16 protein-coding genes and 2 tRNA genes are annotated in these 20,761 nt (G+C 73.7%); 13 read left to right on the top strand and 5 right to left on the bottom strand.

The genetic code is table 11. The annotated features are described in order from the left end of the window. The first annotated feature begins 55 nt into the window (after positions 1 to 55). From rsfS to ABD236_RS09480, 3 genes are all read left to right on the top strand, one after another. On the top strand, positions 56 to 490 hold the full coding sequence (gene rsfS / locus ABD236_RS09490) for a ribosome silencing factor (protein ID WP_067158886.1): 435 nt from the start codon (positions 56 to 58) through the stop codon (positions 488 to 490). Continuing rightward, entirely contained in the window at positions 487 to 1,146 is a 660-nt protein-coding gene (locus tag ABD236_RS09485) for a histidine phosphatase family protein (RefSeq protein ID WP_344072566.1), read from the top strand. The genes rsfS and ABD236_RS09485 overlap by 4 nt, the downstream gene beginning before the upstream one ends. 150 nt (positions 1,147 to 1,296) lie before the next feature. Continuing rightward, positions 1,297 to 1,369, top strand: a tRNA-Ala gene (locus ABD236_RS09480). A gap of 136 nt (positions 1,370 to 1,505) precedes the next feature. Here the strand turns inward: ABD236_RS09480 and ABD236_RS09475 are convergent. Next, positions 1,506 to 2,375, bottom strand: coding sequence for a helix-turn-helix transcriptional regulator (locus ABD236_RS09475; protein WP_344072375.1), 870 nt, complete (start codon positions 2,373 to 2,375; stop codon positions 1,506 to 1,508). A gap of 181 nt (positions 2,376 to 2,556) precedes the next feature. Here ABD236_RS09475 and ABD236_RS09470 point away from each other — a divergent pair, with 181 nt between their 5' ends. Both ABD236_RS09470 and ABD236_RS09465 read left to right on the top strand, forming a co-directional pair. After that, the gene (locus ABD236_RS09470; RefSeq protein ID WP_344072564.1) at positions 2,557 to 3,918 is read left to right on the top strand and encodes an MFS transporter; all 1,362 of its coding nucleotides are present in this window, start codon (positions 2,557 to 2,559) and stop codon (positions 3,916 to 3,918) included. Positions 3,919 to 4,153: 235 nt separating this feature from the next. Next, on the top strand, positions 4,154 to 4,387 hold the full coding sequence (locus ABD236_RS09465; RefSeq protein WP_067158879.1) for a hypothetical protein: 234 nt from the start codon (positions 4,154 to 4,156) through the stop codon (positions 4,385 to 4,387). Here the strand turns inward: ABD236_RS09465 and ABD236_RS09460 are convergent. After that, positions 4,356 to 5,633 carry a glycosyltransferase 87 family protein gene (locus ABD236_RS09460; RefSeq protein ID WP_344072371.1) on the bottom strand — a complete coding sequence of 426 codons (1,278 nt, stop codon included), beginning with the start codon at positions 5,631 to 5,633 and terminating at the stop codon, positions 4,356 to 4,358. The two genes, ABD236_RS09465 and ABD236_RS09460, sit on opposite strands and share 32 nt — an antisense overlap. Positions 5,634 to 5,749: 116 nt before the next feature. Between ABD236_RS09460 and ABD236_RS09455 the strand changes: the two genes are divergently transcribed. Next, positions 5,750 to 5,822: transfer RNA gene (locus ABD236_RS09455), tRNA-Ala, on the top strand. Positions 5,823 to 5,883: 61 nt separating this feature from the next. Here ABD236_RS09455 and ABD236_RS09450 read toward each other — a convergent pair. Both ABD236_RS09450 and ABD236_RS09445 read right to left on the bottom strand, forming a co-directional pair. After that, entirely contained in the window at positions 5,884 to 7,452 is a 1,569-nt protein-coding gene (locus ABD236_RS09450; RefSeq protein WP_344072369.1) for a ferredoxin, read from the bottom strand. Next, complete coding sequence (locus tag ABD236_RS09445) at positions 7,449 to 8,867, bottom strand: ferric reductase-like transmembrane domain-containing protein (protein WP_344072366.1); 1,419 nt, start codon at positions 8,865 to 8,867, stop codon at positions 7,449 to 7,451. The genes ABD236_RS09450 and ABD236_RS09445 overlap by 4 nt, the downstream gene beginning before the upstream one ends. Positions 8,868 to 9,221: 354 nt before the next feature. Between ABD236_RS09445 and leuS the strand changes: the two genes are divergently transcribed. From leuS to ABD236_RS09415, 6 genes are all read left to right on the top strand, one after another. After that, positions 9,222 to 12,095 carry a leucine--tRNA ligase gene (leuS, locus tag ABD236_RS09440; protein ID WP_344072364.1) on the top strand — a complete coding sequence of 958 codons (2,874 nt, stop codon included), beginning with the start codon at positions 9,222 to 9,224 and terminating at the stop codon, positions 12,093 to 12,095. Between the two features lie 143 nt (positions 12,096 to 12,238). Further along, positions 12,239 to 12,958, top strand: coding sequence for a hypothetical protein (locus ABD236_RS09435; RefSeq protein ID WP_344072362.1), 720 nt, complete (start codon positions 12,239 to 12,241; stop codon positions 12,956 to 12,958). Positions 12,959 to 13,110: 152 nt separating this feature from the next. Continuing rightward, complete coding sequence (locus tag ABD236_RS09430; protein WP_344072360.1) at positions 13,111 to 13,956, top strand: DegV family protein; 846 nt, start codon at positions 13,111 to 13,113, stop codon at positions 13,954 to 13,956. 964 nt (positions 13,957 to 14,920) lie between these two features. Beyond that, positions 14,921 to 15,406, top strand: a complete 486-nt coding sequence (locus ABD236_RS09425; protein WP_344072358.1) for a ComEA family DNA-binding protein — start codon at positions 14,921 to 14,923, stop codon at positions 15,404 to 15,406. After that, positions 15,403 to 17,955: a ComEC/Rec2 family competence protein gene (locus ABD236_RS09420; RefSeq protein ID WP_344072356.1), complete on the top strand. Its 2,553-nt coding sequence runs from the start codon at positions 15,403 to 15,405 to the stop codon at positions 17,953 to 17,955. Before ABD236_RS09425 ends, ABD236_RS09420 begins: the two co-directional genes overlap by 4 nt. A gap of 324 nt (positions 17,956 to 18,279) precedes the next feature. Continuing rightward, positions 18,280 to 19,173, top strand: a complete 894-nt coding sequence (locus tag ABD236_RS09415; protein ID WP_344072354.1) for a YceI family protein — start codon at positions 18,280 to 18,282, stop codon at positions 19,171 to 19,173. 98 nt (positions 19,174 to 19,271) lie between these two features. Here ABD236_RS09415 and ABD236_RS09410 read toward each other — a convergent pair whose 3' ends face one another. Next, the gene (locus tag ABD236_RS09410; RefSeq protein ID WP_344072352.1) at positions 19,272 to 19,520 is read right to left on the bottom strand and encodes a hypothetical protein; all 249 of its coding nucleotides are present in this window, start codon (positions 19,518 to 19,520) and stop codon (positions 19,272 to 19,274) included. 165 nt (positions 19,521 to 19,685) lie between these two features. On the opposite strand from ABD236_RS09410, the gene holA reads away from it, so the two are divergent. Continuing rightward, entirely contained in the window at positions 19,686 to 20,672 is a 987-nt protein-coding gene (gene holA, locus ABD236_RS09405; protein WP_344072350.1) for a DNA polymerase III subunit delta, read from the top strand. Positions 20,673 to 20,761: the final 89 nt, after the last annotated feature.

Here is a 20,761-nt window from a genome sequence, read left to right as displayed (position 1 = left end):
CGTGAGATCCTGGATGACGATCTGAATCGATCTGACCGCCGACGAAAGCCAGCTTGTGACCGCCACGGACCGTTCCATCGAGCTCATCACCGCCGCCGCCCAGGCGGCCGCCGACCGGCTCGCGCACGACATCATCGCGTACGACGTCAGCGATGTGCTGTCGATCACCGACGCCTTCCTGCTCGCCTCCGCCCCCAACGACCGCCAGGTCAAGTCCATCGCGGAGGAGGTCGAGGAGCGCCTGAACAAGGAGCTCGGCGCCAAGCCGGTGCGCCGTGAGGGCGACCGCGACGCCCGCTGGATCCTGCTGGACTACGTGGACATCGTCGTGCACGTCCAGCACAGCGAGGAGCGCGTCTTCTACGCCCTGGAGCGGCTCTGGAAGGACTGCCCCGAGCTGCCCCTTCCCGAGGACGCGGTGAAGACCCGCGGCAAGGCCGCCGAGCACGCCCAGCTGCACGGCGGGACGGAGGACGGTGAGCTGAGCTGAACGGCAGCGACACGAAGCCGGGCCGGGGCCGCCGGGTCGTCCTGTGGCGGCACGGCCAGACCGCGTGGAACCTGGAGCGCCGCTTCCAGGGCTCCACGGACATCGAGCTGACCGAGGCCGGTCTCGGCCAGGCGCGCCGCGCGGCGCGCCTGCTGGCCGCCCTGAAGCCGGACGCGATCGTCGCCTCCGACCTCAGCCGGGCCGCGGCGACCGCCAATGAGCTGGCCGCCGTCTGCGGGCTGCCGGTGACCCACGACGCCGCCCTGCGGGAGACGTACGCGGGCGCCTGGCAGGGCCTGACCCACGAGGAGATCGTCGAGCGCTACGGCGAGCAGTACGCGGCGTGGAAGCGCGGCGAGCCGGTGCGCCGGGGCGGCGGCGAGCTGGAGACCGAGGTGGCCGACCGGGCCGCCCCGGTGGTGCTGGCGCACGCCGACAAGCTGCCCGACGACGGCACCCTGGTCGTGGTCAGCCATGGCGGGACGATCCGTACGACCATCGGCCGCCTCCTCGGCCTGGAGGCGCGCCACTGGGAGGGCCTGGGCGGGCTCTCCAACTGCTGCTGGTCCGTCCTCGGCGAGGGCGCCCGCGGCTGGCGCCTGCTGGAGCACAACGCCGGGACGCTCCCCGAGCCGGTCCTCGGCGACGACGACTGAGGCGGCCGCCCGGCCCCCCACGGGGCCGCCGCCGGGGCGCGCGGAGTGCCCGCCCGGGCGGTGCGACCACCGGATTTCACTTTCCGGCAGGTCACAGGCTAAAGTTCTTCTTGTTCGCGGCGCGGAAACGCGGGAAACAAAGCGAACAGCGGGGCTATAGCTCAGTTGGTAGAGCGCCTGCATGGCATGCAGGAGGTCAGGAGTTCAATTCTCCTTAGCTCCACAGGTACGGGATCCCGTCCGGTCGATGCGACCGGGCGGGATCTCGCGTTTGCGGGCGGTGTCGCGCGCGGCCCCGGCGCGGGCCGGGCGGCGGCGGGAGTGAGGCGGCCGCCCAGCCCCGTGCCCGCGCGGCCGCCTCACGTCCAGATCTTCTCCCGCATCTCCCGCAGCGCCGCCGTGCGCGCGCCGCTCTCCTCGTCGTTCGGGGTGTACGTCACGATCCGGCACTCCGGCATCCCGTTGATGGACAGCGACACCGACGTCATCCGTATCTCACCGACCGCCGGGTGCCGGAACGTCTTCACCCTCGGCCCGGGCGGTACCACGTCGCCGTTGCGCCACAGCCGGGCGAAGTAGGGGCTCGCCTCGGAGAGCCTGGCGATGAACGTCTCCCAGGCGGGCTCCCCGGCATGGCGGCCGTACTCCGAGCGCAGGGTCGCCACCATCACCGGCAGCTCCTTCTCCCGGAACATCACCGGGCAGGCGGGCTCCGGCACCGTGAACAGCGCCCACAGCACGTTGCGCACGCCCATCGACCGGATCTCCGGGATGTCGAACAGGTCCCGGTAGGCGGGGTTGGTCGCCAGGATGTCGTAGCGCCCGTTGTAGACCACCGCCGGATGCGGGTCCAGGGCGTCGAGGATTCCCTGGATCTCCGGACCCACCTCCGCCGGCAGGGCCTCCCGGTCGGGCTCGCAGGGCACGTCCGCCAGGTGGTACAGGTGCTCGCGCTCCGGCTCGTCCAGGCGCAGGGTGCGCGCCACCGCGTCCAGGACCTGCGGCGAGGCGTTGATCGGGCGGCCCTGCTCCAGCCACGTGTACCAGGTCACGCCGACCCCGGAGAGCTGGGCGACCTCCTCCCGGCGCAGCCCGGGAGTGCGCCGCCGCAGACCCGGCGGCATGCCGACGTCGGCCGGTGTGACCCGCGCGCGTCTGCTGCGCAGGAACGAGGCGAGTTCCGGTCTGCGGCGTCCGCTCGGTGCGCTCACTATGGTCACGTCCCCCATCGTCGATTCCGTCGCCCGCCGCTGCCAGGTGCTGTCAGTACCAGCATCAGCGGGCTCTCGTTACCCGTATCCGTACGGGTCCAGGCTGGCTGCCATGACCACCGCGCTCTCCACGGGCCCAAGTCCCTTACTCAGTAAAGACCGTGCCACTGACAACCGGCCCACGCTGCTGCTCGCGATCGTGCTCGCGGCGCAGTTCATGGCACTCCTCGACGTCTTCATCGTCAACGTCGCCGCCCCCACGATCCGCACCGAACTGCACGCCTCCGGCGCCGCGTTGCAGCTGGTCGTCGCGGGTTACACCATCGCGTACGCGGTGCTGCTGATCACCGGGGCGCGCCTGGGCGACCTGCTCGGGCACCGGCGGCTCTACCTGGCCGGCCTCGCCGTCTTCACCGCCGCCTCCCTCGCCTGCGGCCTGGCCGGGACGGCCGGCCAGCTGATCGCCTTCCGGCTGGTGCAGGGCGCCGGGTCGGCGCTGATGATCCCGCAGGTGCTCAGCCTCATCCAGCGCAACTTCACCGGCGAGGCACGCGTGCGCGCCCTCGGGGTCTACTCCGCCGTGCTCGCCACTGGCGCCGCCGCCGGACAGGTGCTGGGCGGCATCCTGGTCAGCGCCGACCTCTTCGGCACCAGCTGGCGGCCGGTGTTCCTGGTCAACGTGCCGCTCGGGCTCGCCCTGCTGGTGCTCGGCATGCGCCATCTGCCCGGGGAGCGGCACGAGCACCGGGGCGCGGCCCGCTGGGTGCGCGACCTCGACCTGCCCGGCCTGGTGCTGCTCGGCTCCTCCGTCTCGCTCCTCACGGTGCCCCTGGTGCTCGGCCAGGAGGAGGACTGGCCGCTGTGGGCCTGGCTGTCACTGGCGTCGAGCGGGCTGCTGTTCGCCGCGTTCTGGGCGTACGAGTCGCGCCTTGCCCGGCGCGGTGGCGCGCCGCTGATCGCGCCGAGGGTGCTGCGGCTGCCCGGCATGGGCCTGGCGGTCGTCCGGATCGCCGTGGTGATGGCCATCAACGCGGGCTTCCTGTTCACCCTCACCCTGCACATCCAGGGCGGCCTCGGCTACAGCGCGCTGCGCGCGGGGCTGACCTTCGCGCCGACCGCCGTGGTCTTCGGTACGGTCGGGCTGACCTGGCGGCGCTGGCCGGCGCGTGCGCAACGCGCCCTGGTGCCGGGCGGGTTCGCGCTGACCGCGCTGTCCGCGCTGGCCACCGGAGCGCTCCAGCGCGACGGCGGTACGGGCGGACCCGTCATCTACCTGGCGTACGCGGGCGTGGGCGCCGGTCTTGCGCTGGCTTTCAGCCCCACCTTCGCGGGCGCGCTCGCGGGCGTGCGGCCCGAGGACGCCTCGGACGCCAGCGGGCTGCTCGCCACCGTCAACCAGCTCGGCCAGCTGATCGGCGTCGCCGCCTTCGGGACGCTCTTCCTGAACCGGCTCACGGCGGGGGCGCACGGCTCCGCCGACGCGCTGTGGGCGTGCTCTCTGGCGCTGTCCGCGGCGGCACTGGTGGGAGCGCTGACGGGTCTCGTATCACGACGTCGCTGACCCTCTTGCGCGACCATGGCAGAATCGTGACGGCCGGAGGGGGACGACGGACCGAACGGGAGGGAGACCGCGATGCCTGCGAGCCGCGACGGCGTCCCGGACCTGCCCGGTGCGCCGCGGACAGCGACCCGGATCAGCTGCCCTTCCTGCGGTTCCTCCCGTGTCGCGCAGATGCTCGGCGACAGCGGGGGAGTCTCCTACGTGTGCACGGCCTGCGGCCACAGCTGGAGCTGAGATGGGTGCACACAGGCGGAAGTGCGACTGGTGCGGCAGCGGTACGCCGATCGTCCGGGACATGGAACCGGTCAACGCCGACTACCAGTACTGGTGCGAGGAGTGCGCACGGGCGCTGATCATAAAAGGCGACCCCATCGAGACCTACCGGGAGCTGGAGGGAGAGCCGATCTACGGCCGCCTCCTGGAGGCGCACTGCACCCTCAAGAGGTTCTACTCGTTCGCGACGGCCTGACGGGCCTCCCGTCCGCCACCCCCGGCCCGAGAGGCCGACGGGTCCGCCGCCGCCCGGGCCGCGTCCCGCGTCGCGGGCCCAGCGCCACCGCCGCCACAAAGGCGGCCCCGGCCAGCGGATAGAGGGCCGACAGCGCCATCTGCGGCGCGCTCTGGGCGAGTTCGGGGCGGCCCGCCCCGTGAGGCACCCACCACAGGGCGTACGAGCCGAAGACCAGCGCCACCACGGCCCCGCCCATCCGGTCCGCCCCCAGCAGGACCAGTCCCGGCACACACCACACCCAGTGGTGCGACCAGGAGACCGGGCTCACCAGGAGCGCCGTCGCCGCGCAGCACAGCGCCGCCCGGGCCCGCTCCCCGCGCAGCTCGGCCCGTACCGCCGCGCACAGCCCCAGCGCCGCCGTGAGGGCCGCGGCGGCCACCCACCAGGCCCCCGGGTCGGCGGTGTGCAGCAGCCGGGCCAGCACCCCGCGCAGGCTCTGGTTGGCGGTGTCCTCGGCGTGGCCCACCCGGCTCGTCTCGAACACGGCCGACGTCCAGAAGCGGCGCGAGTCGGCGGGCAGCACCAGAGCCGCCGTGAGCGTCGCCCCGGCGAACACGGCCAGCGCCGTCGCCGCCTGCCGCAGCCACGGGTTCCAGCCCCCACGCGCGCGTACGAGACCGGTGAGCAGCAGGAACATCGCGAACAGGGCGGGTGTGAGCTTCACCGCAGCCGCGAGCCCGATACCCGCGCCCGCGCCCCGGTGGCCGGCGCGCCGGGTCAGGTCCCACAGGACCGCGACCGCCAGCAGCAGATTGATCTGGCCGTAGCGCAGGGTCGTCCACACCGGCTCGCACCACACCGCGAGCGCCGCCGCCCACAGGGCCGCGCCCGGCCGCTCCCGCCCCGCGAGGCGCAGCGAGAGATGGGCGAGCGCGACAAGGAGGGCGAGGTTCGCGGCCGTGGCGAGGGTGCGCATCTCGGGCACGCCGAGCAGCGTCAGCGGTGTGAACAGCAGCGCGGCGAACGGCGGGTAGGTGGTGGGCAGCCTCGCGCGCGTGGCGCGCATCGCGTACAGGTCCGCCCCGGCCCGTACGGCCCCGCCCTCCGCCCGGTAGACCATCAGGTCGATCATCGAGACCCCGGCGGCCCGCTGGGCGGCCCAGAAGGCGCCGAAGGAGAGCAGGCAGGCCGCGGCGGCGAGCGCCACCGGGCGGCGGGCGGAGGTGAGACGGGCGGCGGTGTGCGCGAGCACGTTCACGGTCACGAAAGGGGACGTTACCGGCCCTGTCCGTACAGAACGGCAATCGATTTGGTGGAGTGCCGGGGGGACCGTGTAATGTTCTCGATGTCGCCAGGGAAACCGGGCGGAAAACAGAACAAGGGGCTATAGCTCAGTTGGTAGAGCGCCTGCATGGCATGCAGGAGGTCAGGAGTTCAATTCTCCTTAGCTCCACAGTGAAGAAGGTGGCCACCCGATCCGGGTGGCCACCTTCTTGTTGTCACGGCTCAGCGGGTCAACCGCGGCCGCTGCCCAGGGCCTTGCGGGCCGGGGCGGCCAGCGCGGGCAGCTCGGCGGGCGCGCCCTCGATCCGCAGCGCCAGCGCGGGGCACCGGCGCACCGCCCGCTGCGCGCGCCCCCGCAGATGCATCGGGACGGTCGCGTCGGCCACCGCCGGGTAGCCGTCGGCGCCCAGCCGGATCAGCTCCGGGATGAGGTCCGCGCACAGCCCGTGCCCCTCGCACAGCGTCCAGTCGACCAGCACCTTCTCGCCGCTGGGGATGCCCTCCTCCTGGTAGCCGTCGCCCGGCAGCGGCAGCAGGCCCAGCGTGGGGCGGCCGCAGCCGCCGCCCAGGACGTGCGCCGCCAGGTCGTCGGTGAACGCGTTGACGGTGGACGCCAGGAAGCGGGCCGAGCCGTCCGGGTGCTTGCAGGCGCCGCGGCCCTTCACCGCCCCTGTCACCTCGCGCAGCGCCTCCAGGGCGGCCGGGCCGCCGCCGTTGAGGACGTCCGCCAGACCGCCCGCGGCGGCCGGCAGACCGAGCCGGCACGGGCCGCACTGGCCCGACGTCTCGGCCGCCAGCCAGTTGGCGATCCGCAGCGCCTCGCCCAGCGGACACGTCTCCGGCCCGATCGGCAGGATCGCGCCCGCGCCGAGCGCGCCGCCGAGCGCGGCCAGCGAGTCCCGCGAGATGACCGCGTCGTGCGCGGCGGCCGCGTCCAGCCAGCTGCCGTGGTAGCCGCCGGTCAGCACGCCCTGCGGCACCGGCGGGGCCCCGGCCAGCTGGAGCACGTACCGCAGCGGCACACCCGTCGGCACCTCCACCACCATGGGGCGGGCCACCGCCCCGGAGAGCGTGAGCAGGACCGTGCCGGGCTCGGTGGGCAGCCCGGAGTGGCTGTAGCGGCGCGGGCCCACCCGGGCGGCCACGGCGAGCTGCGCGTACGTCTCCGCGTTGGACAGCAGCGTCGGCGCGCCGCCGATGCCGGTGTCCGAGGCGCGTACCTTGCGCCCCGGCGGCAGCGCGGGTCCGCCGCCCGCCGCCCGGATCACGGACGAGGCCTCGCCGGAGACCATCCGCTCCGGGGTGCGCACCACACGCGCGCGCAGCGCGCTGCCGCGCCGGTCGGCGAGACCCCGCTCGGCGAACGCCGCCCGGATCGAGGCCTCCGTGGAATCCCGGGTCACGGCGACGACCAGAGTGCGGGCTCCAAGGGCCTCAGCGGCCAGCAGAGCGCCGTCCAGGACCAGATGGGGGGCACGGTTCACCAGCACCGTGTCCTTGCGGCAGGCGGGCTCTCCCTCGCTCGCGTTGACCACGACGACCGGACGCACTCCCCGCCGGATCGCGGACTTGGCGACCGCCCGCAGCTTGCGGGCGAACGGGAACCCGGCCCCGCCGCGCCCGTTGAGCGAGACGTCCTCGGCGAGCTGGGCCAGCTGCTCGCCGGGCACCGGCTCCAGCGGGCCGTGCACCTTCAGGTGCATGTCGAGGCCGAGCCGCTCGACGAGGTCGAACCCCGCGGTCAGTTGCGGGAGTCCGACGACCCGCACCTCGGGGACGTCGGGCAGTGGCGCGTTCACGGGCGGTCTCCTGCGGGGCTGTTCCAGGGCTCACCGGCGACGGGCTGGTGGAACGGGCTGGGCTGGGGGGAGGGGTCGGTCTGCGGCGCGGGGGCCTGGTAGGCGGCGCCGTCGTCTCCGTAGGGGACGGTCGGCAGCGGCGCGGTCTCGTCGAAGCCGCCGAAGTCCTGGCGGCCGAGGCCGTCGCCGCCGAGGCCAGGGCTGCCGAGGTCAGGGCCGCCGAAGCCGGCGCCTCCGTAGTCGGCGGAGCCGTAGTCCGCGCTTCCGTAGTCGGCGCTGTAGGCGGTGCCCGTGAGATCGGTGCCCGTGAGGTCGGTGCCGTCGAGGCCGCTGCCGCCGAGATCCGCGAAGCCGTTCTCCTGGAGCGGCATGTTCTCCGGCGGACGCGGGGTGGGCGTCGGCCAGCTCGGGGCGTACTGGGGCGGGGCGGGCGCCAGGGAGACCGCGCGGTAGGCGGCCGAGATGCCGGACGCGGGCGCCGGCCCGGACACGGCACGCGGCTGTTCGGCCCCGCGGAGCTCCTGGCCGCCGTACGGGTCGGCCGGGAGCGGGTCGGCCGGTTCGCGCTCGGCGGTGAAGCGGTCGGTCGCGAACGCGTCCGTCGGGTACGGATGCGGCGCGGGCGCCTCGTAGCGGGTCGAGGCGGGGTCCGCCGGGTGCGCCTGGGGGGTGGAGGCGTCCGGGGCGATCGCCTGGGCCGTCTCCACGCGCGCGAGGAGCGGCGCCAGCCAGCGGGTGACACGGCGGCGCGCCGGGCGCGGCAGGGACCGCAGCACCAGGGCGCCGGCCACCCCGGCCAGCGAGAGGCTGTACAGCGTGACGACCCAGCCGGCCGCCTGACGGCCCGCGTACAGGCCGTGGACCAGCGCGAAGCACCAGGCCGGGTAGGCCAGCATGTGCACCGAGCGCCAGTGGCCGGCCACCCGGTCGGGGTTGGCGAAGGCGCTGCGCAGGGCTCCGGTGGCGGCCGTGACGACCATGAGGACGGCGGCGAGCGAGCCGAGGCCGATCAGGCCGTCGGAGCCGGTGACGCCGAGCCCGAAGGGGACCAGGGCGCCGAGCAGGCCCACATGACCCACCGCGATCTTGACGGTGATGTGGACCAGGAGGAAGCCGATGGAGGACACCGCGGTCGCGCGGTGCACGGCCTGGGCGACGAGCCGGTGGCGCGTCGTCATCAGCAGCCGGTCGGTGGCGAGCAGGCCCCAGGCGACCGAGGCGGTCAGGCAGACCAGCGACAGGACGCCGGTGGTGAAGTCCAGCGCGGCACGGAAGCCGCCGCCGGTCGCGGCGGCGAGCACCGGTATGAGCACCGCCGAGGCGACCAGCAGCGCGCCGGACGCCCCTCCTTTCACCCGTCCCTTCAGGGACGGGATTTTCAGTGTCGGGGTGGAGCGGGGACTGTGAGGGTTCATGGGGCGACTCCGAAACGTTCAGCAAAGTGGTCCCGTGGCCGCATGCTAGGTCGCCTCATACCAAGCAGTACGGCGTTTGATTGGTTGCCCCAGAAGAGGTCGGTACGCGGAGTAACCTCTTCCGGCCGCGCTCGTTGGGGCGCCTCGTGAACGCTCAGTGCGGGCCGTGCGGGGCCTGCGGTACCCTGACGCCATGCGTGCCGTACGCCTTCTGCTTAGCGAGCCGCGCTGATCAGTCCCGACCGTGGATAGAGCCGGTCGGAATCGGCGCGGCGTCCCCTCCTGTGCGAGGGGCTTTTTCGTTTGGTGAATGTCGCAGCCGCTGGCAGAGACGATCGATGGAGCTTCAAAATCATGAGCGAGACGAACCCCGCTGCCGCAGAGCCGGTAGCGCCGCACCGCTACACGGCCACCCTGGCCGCCGACATCGAGGCACGCTGGCAGGACTTCTGGGACGCCGACGGCACCTACGCGGCGCCGAACCCCAGCGGTGACCTGGCCGGGGACCCGGCGGTCGTCGCCCGGCCCAAGAAGTTCATCATGGACATGTTCCCGTACCCCTCGGGCGCGGGGCTGCACGTCGGCCACCCGCTGGGCTACATCGCCACGGACGTCTTCGCCCGCCACCAGCGCATGACCGGCCACAACGTGCTGCACACGCTGGGCTTCGACGCCTTCGGCCTGCCCGCCGAGCAGTACGCGGTGCAGACGGGCACGCACCCGCGCGTGTCCACCGAGGCCAACATGGAGAACATGAAGGCGCAGCTGCGCCGGCTGGGCCTGGGCCACGACCGGCGCCGCTCCTTCGCGACGATCGACCCGGACTACTACAAGTGGACCCAGTGGATCTTCGTCCAGATCTTCAACTCCTGGTACGACACCGAGGCGAAGAAGGCCCGCCCGATCTCCGAGCTGGTCGCGCAGTTCGAGAGCGGTGAGCGCCAGGCTCCCGGTACGCGCGCGTGGAGCGAGCTGAGCGCCGCCGAGCGCTCCGACGTTCTGGGCGGCTACCGCCTGGCGTACGCCTCTGACGCGCCGGTCAACTGGTGCCCGGGCCTGGGCACCGTGCTGGCCAACGAGGAGGTCACCGGCGACGGCCGCTCCGAGCGCGGCAACTTCCCCGTCTTCAAGGCCAAGCTGCGCCAGTGGAACATGCGGATCACCGCCTACGCGGACCGCCTGCTGGACGACCTGGACGCGCTGGACTGGCCCGAGGCCATCAAGCTGCAGCAGCGCAACTGGATCGGCCGCTCCGAGGGCGCGCGCGTGGACTTCGCCGTGGGCGACGACGCGATCACCGTCTTCACCACCCGCCAGGACACCCTGTTCGGCGCCACCTACATGGTGCTGGCGCCCGAGCACGAGCTGGTCGACACGATCGTCCCGGCCGCCTGGCCCGAGGGCACCCACGAGGTGTGGACCGGCGGGCACGCCACCCCGGCCGAGGCCGTCGCCAAGTACCGGGCGTTCGCCGCGTCCAAGTCCGACGTGGAGCGCCAGGCCGACGCCAAGGAGAAGACGGGCGTCTTCACCGGCGCGTACGCGGTCAACCCGGTCAGCGGCGCCAAGGTCCCCGTCTTCATCGCGGACTACGTCCTGATGGGCTACGGCACCGGCGCGATCATGGCCGTGCCGGCGCACGACACCCGTGACTTCGCCTTCGCGCGCGCCTTCGAGCTGCCGATGCGCTGTGTCGTCGAGCCGTCCGACGGCCGCGGCACCGACCCCACCACCTGGGACGACGCCTTCGCCTCGTACGAGGCGAAGCTGGTCAACTCCGCCAACGAGGAGATCTCCCTGGACGGCCTGGGCGTCACCGACGCCAAGGCGAAGATCACCGAATGGCTGGCCGAGCGCGGCATCGGCGAGGGCACCGTCAACTTCCGGCTGCGCGACTGGCTGTTCAGCCGCCAGCGCTACTGGGGCGAGCCCTTCCCGATCGTCTACGACGAGGACGGCGTCGCCCACTCGCTGCCCGCCTCCATGCTGCCGCTGGAGCTGCCCGAGGTCGAGGACTACTCGCCGCGCACCTTCGACCCGGACGACGCGGACACCTCTCCGGAGACCCCGCTGTCGCGCAACGAGGACTGGGTGAACGTCACCCTGGACCTGGGCGACGGCCGCGGCCCGCGCGCGTACCGCCGCGAGACCAACACCATGCCCAACTGGGCCGGTTCCTGCTGGTACGAGCTGCGCTACCTGGACCCGCACAACAGCGAGAAGCTGGTCGACCCGGAGATCGAGCAGTACTGGATGGGCCCGCGCGAGGGGCAGCCGCACGGCGGCGTCGACCTGTACGTGGGCGGCGCCGAGCACGCCGTGCTGCACCTGCTGTACGCGCGCTTCTGGTCCAAGGTCCTGTTCGACCTGGGCCATGTCTCCTCCGCTGAGCCGTTCCACAAGCTGTACAACCAGGGCATGATCCAGGCGTACGTCTACCGGGACGCGCGCGGCTTCCCGGTGCCGGCCGCCGAGGTCGAGGAGCGCGACGGCACGTTCTTCTTCGAGGGCGAGCCGGTCAAGCGCGAGCTGGGCAAGATGGGCAAGTCCCTGAAGAACGCGGTCACTCCGGACGAGATTTGCGCCGAGTACGGCGCCGACACCCTGCGCCTGTACGAGATGGCGATGGGTCCGCTGGACGTGTCGCGGCCGTGGGACACGCGCGCGGTGGTCGGCCAGTACCGCCTGCTGCAGCGGCTGTGGCGCAACATCGTCGACGAGACGACCGGCGAGGTCACCGTCACCGACGCCGAGCCGGACGAGGCGACCCTGCGCGCTCTGCACAAGGCGATCGACGGCGCCGGCGGCGATCTGGCGGAGATGCGCTTCAACACCGCCATCGCCAAGATCACCGAGCTGAACAACCACCTGACCAAGGCGGGCGGCCCGCTGCCGCGTTCGGTCGCGGAGCCGCTGGTGCTGCTGGTGGCGCCGCTGGCCCCGCACATCGCCGAGGAGCTGTGGCGCCGGCTGGGTCACCAGGAGTCGGTCGTCCACCAGGACTTCCCGGTCGCCGACCCGGCGTACGTCGTCGACGAGACCGTGACCTGCGTCGTGCAGATCAAGGGCAAGGTCAAGGCGCGTCTGGAGATCCCGCCGACCATCTCCGACGAGGAGCTGGAGAAGCTGGCCCTGGCCGACGAGGCGGTCGTCGCGGCGCTGGGCGGCGCCGGGATCCGCAAGGTCATCGTCCGGGCGCCGAAGCTGGTGAACATCGTTCCCGCGTAACGGCTGAGCGGCACTGGGGGATTTCCCCTACGGGCAGGTTGGGGGTTCCCCGGGAACCCCCAACCTGCCCGCGCCGTTTACGGTGGAGAGAAGCCGGTGCGGGAAGCCGGCGTGGGAAGCCGACCGACGACGAGAGGCCGTTCATGGAAGCCGCGATCACGATCATGGCTCTGCTGTTCGTGGCCTTCGTCGTGCTGGGCGTCTATCTGACGGTGAAGGCGGTCGGCGCCGCCAGGCGCGGAGTGGAGCGCACCGTCACCCAGGCCCGCAAGGCCGTCGAGGACACGACGCTGCGGGCCAAGAGCATGGGGCAGGTCGGGGTGGGCGGCGAGCTCGCCCAGCTGCGCCTCGCCCTGCGTACCTCCATGCGGGCCACTCAGGACTCGCTGCACGCACGCGTGGAGCAGGACGAGTCCCTGAAGGAGTCGCTGAGCCTCTTCGAGCGGCTCAGCGGCCACGGCCACGAGCTGGACGACGAGCTCAAGCGCCTGGAGCGCGAGCCCGACAAGCGGCGCATAGCCGAGCGGATGCCGGAGCTGCGCGAGCGCACGGAACGGATCACGCACGCGGCGGACTCGCTGCGCTGGGCGGCCCGCGACCGGGCACGGCAGTTCGCCGACGACGACCTGGCGGCGTTGAGCGCGGAGATCGAGGTCGAGTCGGGCGCGCTGCGCGACTGGGCGACGAAGGGGCCCACCACGGGAGCCCCCACCGGCGCCCCGGGACCGGCGTCCGCTGCCCCGGCCTCCTCGGCACCGGTCGAGGATGCCGCGCGCGCCCCGTGGCCGGAGGCGATCGGTGCCGCGAAGCCCGCGCCCGTGTATCCCTGGCAGACGGCGGCCAAGCCGGAGACGACGAACTGAGGCGTGCGGGGCGAACGGTGAGCGGTCGCCCGCGGCGGCCCGCCCCCGCACGGGCGCCTGCGCGCGTCCGAACCGGTCAAGCCAGGTCCGAACCGATCATTGGACCGGGGCCGGGCTGCCGTGCGGCGGCCCCGGCGGGTAACCTCCCGCTCATGTCCCGCCATGTCGCGATCGTCACCGATTCAACGGCCTACCTGCCGCCGCAGACGATGGAGCGGCACGGCATCACAGCGGTGCCGCTGACCGTCGTCCTCGGCAACCAGGCGCTGGAGGAGGGCACCGAGATCTCGGCCCGCTCCCTCGCCCTGGCCCTGCAGAAACGCCGCTCCGTGACGACCTCGCGGCCCAGCCCGGACGTGTTCGCCGCCGCCTATCGGGCCGCGGCCGAAGCCGGTGCCACCGGGATCGTCTCACTGCACCTGTCGGCCGAGTTCTCCGGCACCTACGACGCCGCCGTGCTGGCGGCGAAGAGCGCGCCGGTGCCGGTACGGGTGGTGGACACCGGGATGGTCGCGATGGCGCTCGGCTTCTGCGCGCTCGCGGCGGCCGAAGCGGCGGAGGCGGGCGGCACCCTCGACGAGGCGGTGGCCGCGGCCGAGAAGCGCGCGGCGGGCACCTCCGCCTTCTTCTACGTGGACACGCTCGACTATCTGCGCCGGGGCGGCCGGATCGGCGCGGCGCAGGCGCTGTTCGGCTCGGCGCTCGCGGTCAAGCCGCTGCTCCAGCTGGACGGCGGCCGCATCGAGATGCTGGAGAAGGTGCGTACGGCGTCGCGGGCCATCGCCCGCCTCGAGGAGATCGTCGTCGACCGGGCCGGGGCGAGCCGGGTGGACATCGCCGTGCACCACCTCGCGGCACCCGAGCGCGCGGCGGTACTCGCGGACCGGCTGCGGGAGCGGGTGCCGGGCCTCGCGGACCTGCACGTCAGCGAGGTCGGCGCGGTGATCGGGGCGCATACGGGGCCGGGGTTGCTGGGGGCGGTGGTTTCGCCGCGCTGAGTTTTCGGCGGGCGGGGCGGGTTGCGGGCGCCGGGTTGCGGGCGTCTATGACGGTGGCCGTGGCCGTGGCCGTGTCTGTGGCCTTGGTGCCGGTCCCGGCCGGAGGCGGGGTGCGGCGGGCCGGGCAGGCCGGGGTGCGGCGGCGGGGGGGCGGACTCCGGCGGTTGGGCAGCTTGGGGAGGCGAGGGGGTCGGCCGAGCTCGGCGAGCCCGGGCGGGCACCGGTTCCCCGGGCGGAGACGGCCTTAGCCACCCGTTCGAGTGGCGGAGTTATCCACAACGGCTGGGATATCCACGGGAATTGAGCCTGCTCAGCGAGGTCGGCAGGAGCTGCCTACCGTCGAGACATGGCTATCCGATCACCACGCATCGCAACGAGCGGGCCGGGCCGCGCCGCGGGTTCGGACGGCCGTGCCCGCCATGGTCACGGCCGTCGCCCACGCGGCGCCCAGGTCCGGGCCTCCGCCGGAGCGGCCGCGCGGCGGCGGGCGGAGGCGCTGCTCCCGACGCCCCCGAGCACAGAACCGCTCTCATCGACCGATCTGTCCCTCCCGACTGATCCGCCCGCGCTGCTCGCGGGGGCTCCACCGGCCGACCCGCCCGCGCTGCTGCCGGCGGCTCCACCGACTGATCAGCCCGCACCGCTTGCGGCACCCCCACGGGTCGATCCCCCCTCGCCGTCAGTCACGCGGTCAACCGCACCCGCCCGACCCGCATTTCCAGGCGTACGGGAGCGGGCCTGGACGGCGTTGTGGGAGCGGCTGCCCGTGTGGGTGCAGGTGCGGTGCGGGCTCACGCCGAGGAGCCTGGCCGCGCTGAGCGTGGTGCTGGTCATCGCCGTGGGGTTCGCCGTGCAGCACTTCTGGTCGGGGCGGCCCGAGCCGGTGCGAGCCCCGGAAAGGGTGACGGGACCAGCGCCTCCCGCCCGCGCGCCTGCCCCAAGTCCGGGGCGGACGCCTGCTCCGGTGGCTGGCGCGAGCGGGGCGCCCGGGCTCTCCCCGGGCGGGGGCATCGTGGTCGACGTCAGCGGCAAGGTGCGGCGGCCTGGCATCCGACGGCTGCCCCCGGGCTCCCGCGTCGCGGACGCGCTGGCTGCGGCGGGCGGGGTGCGGGACGGCGTGGATGTCACGGGGCTCAACCGGGCCCGGTTGCTCACGGACGGCGAGCAGGTGGTCGTGGGCGTGCCGGGTGCGACACCGGACGGGGCCGCACCGGTGGCCGGCGGCGCAGGAACGGCCGGGGCGGGGGCGGGAGCGGGTGCGCCGGTCAGTCTCAGCTCCGCCACGGTGGACCAGCTCGACACCTTGCCGGGGGTCGGTCCCGTGCTCGCCCAGCACATCGTCGACTACCGCGCCGAGCACGGCGGCTTCCGGTCCGTCGACGAGTTACGGGAGGTCAACGGGATCGGGGACCGCCGGTTCGAGGACCTCCGGCCCTTGGTGCGGCCATGAACAGGGCCGTGGTCCACGTCGAGTCGGACAGCGCGCGCGGCGCCGCGAACCCGCACCAAGAGGGCCCGCCGGACCTCCGCCTGGTTCCACCGGCACTGGGCGCCTGGGCCGCTGCCGCAGTGGCGCTCAATGCGCCTGCTCGATGGGTGACTTGGGGGATCGTCGCCATGCTCACGGCGGCCGGGGTCTTGCTGGGGCCGACGGTTCGGCGCTGGAGGAGCGGGGCGCGGCCCGGCCGTGCCGAAGGCGCGACCGGAGCCGGACCGGCGCCGCCCGCGGCGCGGGCGGGACGCCCCGGGCCCTGGTGGGCGAACCGGGTCGCCGTCGCCGCCGTACTGCTGTGCGCGGCCGCCGGGGCCACCGCGAGCGCTCTGCACGTGGCCGAGGCGCGACGGGGGCCGGTCCCCGGACTGGCCCGGCAGTACGCGCACGCCACCGTCGAGTTGACCGTGACCTCCGACCCGAGGCCGATCCGGGCGCGGGCGGCGTGGGGCGGGCGGTCGGTGGTGATCCAGGCCGTGGTCACCCGGGTCGCGGGCCCGGCCGGAAGTGCCGACCGGGTGCGGACGCCGGTTCTGGTGATCGCGCCGGAGCCGTGGCAGCGGCTGCTGCCCTCGGCGCGGGTGCGGGTGTCCGCCCGGCTCGCGCCGCCGAGGCCGGACGACAAGTGGGCGGCGGCCGTGGTGCGGGTGCCCGAGCGGGCGGCGCCGCAGGTCGTGGGGGAGCCGACCGCCGTGCAGCGGACGGCGGCCGGGTTGCGGGCTGGGCTGCGGAAGGCGGCCGAAGGGCTGAGCCCGGACGCCCGGGCGCTGCTGCCGGGGCTGGTCATCGGGGACACCTCGCGGGTGACGCCCGAGCTGCGGGACGCCTTCGAGGCGACCGACCTCACGCATCTGATGGCGGTGTCCGGCAGCAACCTGGTGATCGTTCTCGTGCTGCTGATCGGACCACCGGGCCGGGCCTCACTTGCCGAACGGGGCGGACTGGCCCCGCGCCTGGGCATCTCGCTGCGGGCGACGGCGCTGCTCGGCGGGGTGATCACCGTGGCGTTCGTCGTGGTGTGCCGACCGGAGCCGAGCGTGCTGCGCGCGGCGGCCTGCGGACTCGTCACGCTGCTCGCCATCGCCACGGGCCGGCGCAGATCGCTGGTCCCGGCGCTGGCCGCCGCCGTACTGGTCCTGGTGCTGTACGCGCCGGAGCTCGCGGGGAGTTACGGGTTCCTGCTCTCCGTCCTGGCCACGGGGGCGCTGCTCACGATCGCCCCGGGGTGGAGTGAGGCGCTGCGGCGGCGCGGGGTGCCGGGCAGGCTCGCGGAGGTGCTGGCGGCGGCGGGGGCGGCGCAGGCGGTGTGCGCGCCGGTGGTGGCGGTGTTCGCGGCGCGGGTGAGCCTGGTGGCCGTGCCGTGCAATCTGCTGGCGGAGCTGGCGGTGGCGCCGGCCACGGTGCTGGGGTTCGCGGCCCTGGCCGTGGCCCCGGTCGCGATGCCGGTCGCCGAGCTGCTGGCCCGGTGTGCGGGCTGGCCCGCGGGGTGGATCGCCGATGTCGCCCGGACCGGGGCGGCGTTGCCGGGGGCGCAGACGGGTTGGCCGGGCGGCTGGGGCGGCGGAGCGCTGCTGGCCGGGGTGACGGTCGGCGTGGTGTTCCTGGCCAGACGGCTGCCCCGCTATCCGTGGGTGGCCGCCGGGTGTGCGGTGCTCCTGCTGCTCGCGGTGGTGCGGCCCGCCCCGCTGACCAGGATCGTCACCGGCTGGCCCCCGCCCGGCTGGGTGTTCGCGATGTGCGATGTGGGGCAGGGCGACGCCACGGTGCTCGCGGCCGGGGACGGGTCGGCGGTGGTGGTCGACACAGGGCCCGACCCCGTTCCGGCCGACCGCTGCCTCAGGGCGTTGGGCGTCACCCGGATTCCGCTGCTCCTGCTCACCCACTTCCACGCCGACCATGTGGCCGGGCTGGCCGGGGTGTTGCGGGACCGGGCCATCGGGGTGATCGAGACGACGACGTTCGAGGAGCCGCCGGAGCAGGCCCGGTTCGTGCACAGAGCCGCCGCCGAGGCGGGGGTGGCGGTCGTCCCGGTGCAGCCGGGGGAGCGGCGGGCGGTGGGCGGCCCGGACGGGCTCTCCTGGGAGGTGCTGTGGCCGCTGCCGCCGCCGGCGAGCACGCCCGACGGGCCGAACGACGCCAGCGTCACGCTGCTGGTGCGGGTCAAAGGGCTCACCCTGCTGCTCCCGGGCGACCTCGAACCGCCCGCCCAGCAGGCCCTGTTGCGGGCACATCCGGAGCTGCCGCCGGTGGATGTGCTCAAGGTCGCCCACCACGGCTCGGCCCACCAGGACCCCGCGCTGCTGCGCGCGATCCGGCCCCGGTTGGCGTTGATCTCGGCGGGCCGGGGCAATCCGTACGGCCATCCGGCGCCCGCCACGGTGTCGCTGCTCGGCTCGTCCGGGGCGCGGGTGCTGCGTACGGACAGGGACGGCGCCATTGCGGTGACCGGAAGGGGGAATGGAGCGGGAAGCGGGTTGACGGCGGTGCCGTTGGGGCGGAGCCCGTGAGGGCGGACACGGGGCGCGCCCGTGGGCCACCTCGCGCCCCTGGACCGCGAACCCATCGACCCCGCACATCTGTTGATCCGTGAGCCCAGGGCATGACGGGGCATTCAGGGCGCGCTATGTGGGGCTTCGTCGGGTGTAACTCGGGGTAGCAATTCGGGCCTCTCTGGACAGTGTTGCTCAACACGTCATATGGGTCTCGTTTGCCTCGAACGGGTCATCAGTGATCGAATGCATCTTCGTCAAGGGTCGCAAGTCCTGCCGTGACGAGGATGTCCTGGCCGGGCGCGGCCCGGAAGTTCCTTCTCGCACGGGAGTGTGTGCACCGTGTTCAGCCGCTGGTCCGGCAGGCGTTCGACCGATTCTTCCCGTACGGCCCGGAGTGGCCCGCTCGCGGCGGTCGCCGTTCCGCCGACGGCCGGGGTGCTCAGCTGCCGGGTCCTGGACCCGGTCAGCGAGCCGGTCCGGCAGGCCGAGTTCGTGGTCAGCGACAGCGCGGGCCGCAAGGTCCTCGCGGGGGAGACCGATCCGTACGGCAGTGTCATGGCGACGGTGCCGGCGGGGGAGTACCGGCTGGCGGTGACGGCGGAGGGGTATACGCCGTTCCACAGCAACGCGGTGGTGGCGCAGAACACGCTCGCTGGGCTCGGGGACGTCAAGCTCCAACTCGCGCAGCCGCCCGCGTTGCCCGAGCCGGGGGAGTGGGAGCTCGACCCGGCGCACTCCCAGATCGGCTTCACGGCACGGCACATCGGGCTGGCGCGGATCCACGGGCGGTTCAACACGTTCGCCGGGGCCATTCGGATCGGGGAGCGGATGGAGGAGTCCGCGATGCATGTCGTCGTCGACGCGGCGTCCATCGATACGGGGGTCCGGCTGCGCGACGACCATCTGCGGTCCGGGGACTTCCTGGACGTGGGGCGGTGCCCGACGCTGGAGTTCTACAGCGACCGGTTCGTGCACCGGGGCGGCAGTCGCTGGGCGATCATCGGCGGGCTGACGCTGCACGGGGTGAGCCGTACGGTCACGCTCGACACGCAGTACCTGGGGCTGGGGACCGGGCTTGAGGGCGAGACGCGGGCGGCCTGCCGGGCGACGACGGAGCTGCACCGGGAGGACTTCACGCTGACCTGGCAGACCATGCTGGCGCGGGGGATCGCGGCGATCGGGTCGTCGATCTCCATCGACATGGATATTCAGGTCGTACCGAAGGCGGGCTGAGCCCCCGGGGTGCGGGTGGGGGTGTCTGCGGGTGGCTCTGCCTGGGGCGCGCCCGCCTCCCGGGGCTCCTGCCTACCCCGCCTCCCGGGGCCCGGGCCTTACGGCGCCTCCAGCCAGCCCTCGTACTCCTCGGCGAGTTCGTTCAGGGCGGCGGGGTCGAGGCGGTGGTCGGGGTCCTCGATGACGACCAGCCACTGGGCGTCCTCGGCGTCGTCCTCGCCGGCCAGGGCGTCGCGTACGAGCTGGGGCTCCTCGGCCACGGCGAAGCGGGCGGGGAGTTCCTCGGCCACCTCGTCGGCGGCGTCGCGGTCGGGCAGGACGAGTACGTGTCGGGTCACATCGCTCACCTGGACATTCTCCGGTATCGGGAGGGGTGAGGGGGACAGAGGGGGACAGTCGGCGGGGGAGCGGACGGGGGGAGCGGACGGGGAGGGGGCCGGGGTGCCTCCGGCCCTGGGGGAGTAGGGGGAGTAGCCGGGGGTTGTCAGTGGGGCGTGGGATGCTGGACGGCGATGGCCACCAGGAAGAATTCCACCGACGATCCGCTCGCCCCCGTCACGCTCGCCGTGGGGCAGGAGGACCTGCTGCTCGACCGCGCCGTGCAGCAGGTGGTGGCGGCCGCTCGGGCCGCCGACGCCGACACCGATGTGCGCGACCTCGCCTCCGACCAGCTCCAGCCCGGCACGCTGGCCGAGCTGACCAGCCCTTCGCTGTTCGCGGAGCGCAAGGTCGTGGTCGTACGGAACGCGCAGGATCTGTCGGCGGACACGATCAAGGATGTGAAGGCGTATCTCGATGCGCCTGCCGAGGAGATCACGCTCGTGCTGCTGCACGCGGGCGGCGCCAAGGGCAAGGGGCTGCTGGACGCGGCGCGCAAGGCGGGGGCGCGGGAAGTGGCGTGCCCCAAGACGACGAAGCCGGCGGAACGGCTGACGTTCGTGCGGGGGGAGTTCCGGGCGCTGGGGCGTTCGGCGACGCCCGAGGCGTGCCAGGCGCTGGTCGACTCGATCGGCAGCGATCTGCGGGAGCTCGCCTCGGCGGTGTCGCAGCTGTGCGCGGACGTGGCGGGGACGATCGACGAGGCGGTCGTCGGGCGCTACTACACCGGGCGGGCGGAGGCGTCGAGCTTCACCGTCGCCGACCGGGCGGTGGAGGGGCGGGCGGCCGAGGCGCTCGAGGCGCTGCGGTGGTCGCTGTCGACCGGGGTCGCGCCGGTGATGATCACGAGTGCACTGGCTCAGGGGGTGCGGGCGATCGGGAAGCTGTCGTCGGCCCGGGGTGGGCGGCCCGCCGATCTCGCTCGTGAGCTGGGGATGCCGCCGTGGAAGATCGACCGGGTGCGGCAGCAGATGCGGGGGTGGACGCCGGACGGGGTCGCCTTCGCTCTGCGGGCTGTGGCTGAGGCGGATGCGGGGGTGAAGGGCGGGGGGGACGATCCTGAGTACGCCCTGGAGCGGGCGGTGGTGGCTGTGGCTCGGGCCGCGCGTAGTCGTGGGTGAGGGGGGTTGCCCCTCCCCGCCCCTTCCCTAGACCCTCCGGGGGTGGGTGGGGGTGAAGGTGGTTTCCCGGGGGCTCCGCCCCCGGACCC

It is taken from the genome of Streptomyces crystallinus, assembly GCF_039521265.1.
Taxonomy (GTDB): Bacteria; Actinomycetota; Actinomycetes; order Streptomycetales; family Streptomycetaceae; genus Streptomyces; species Streptomyces crystallinus.
Note: the sequence above shows the minus strand (reverse complement) of the source record. Positions and strands in the feature narration are given on the sequence as shown.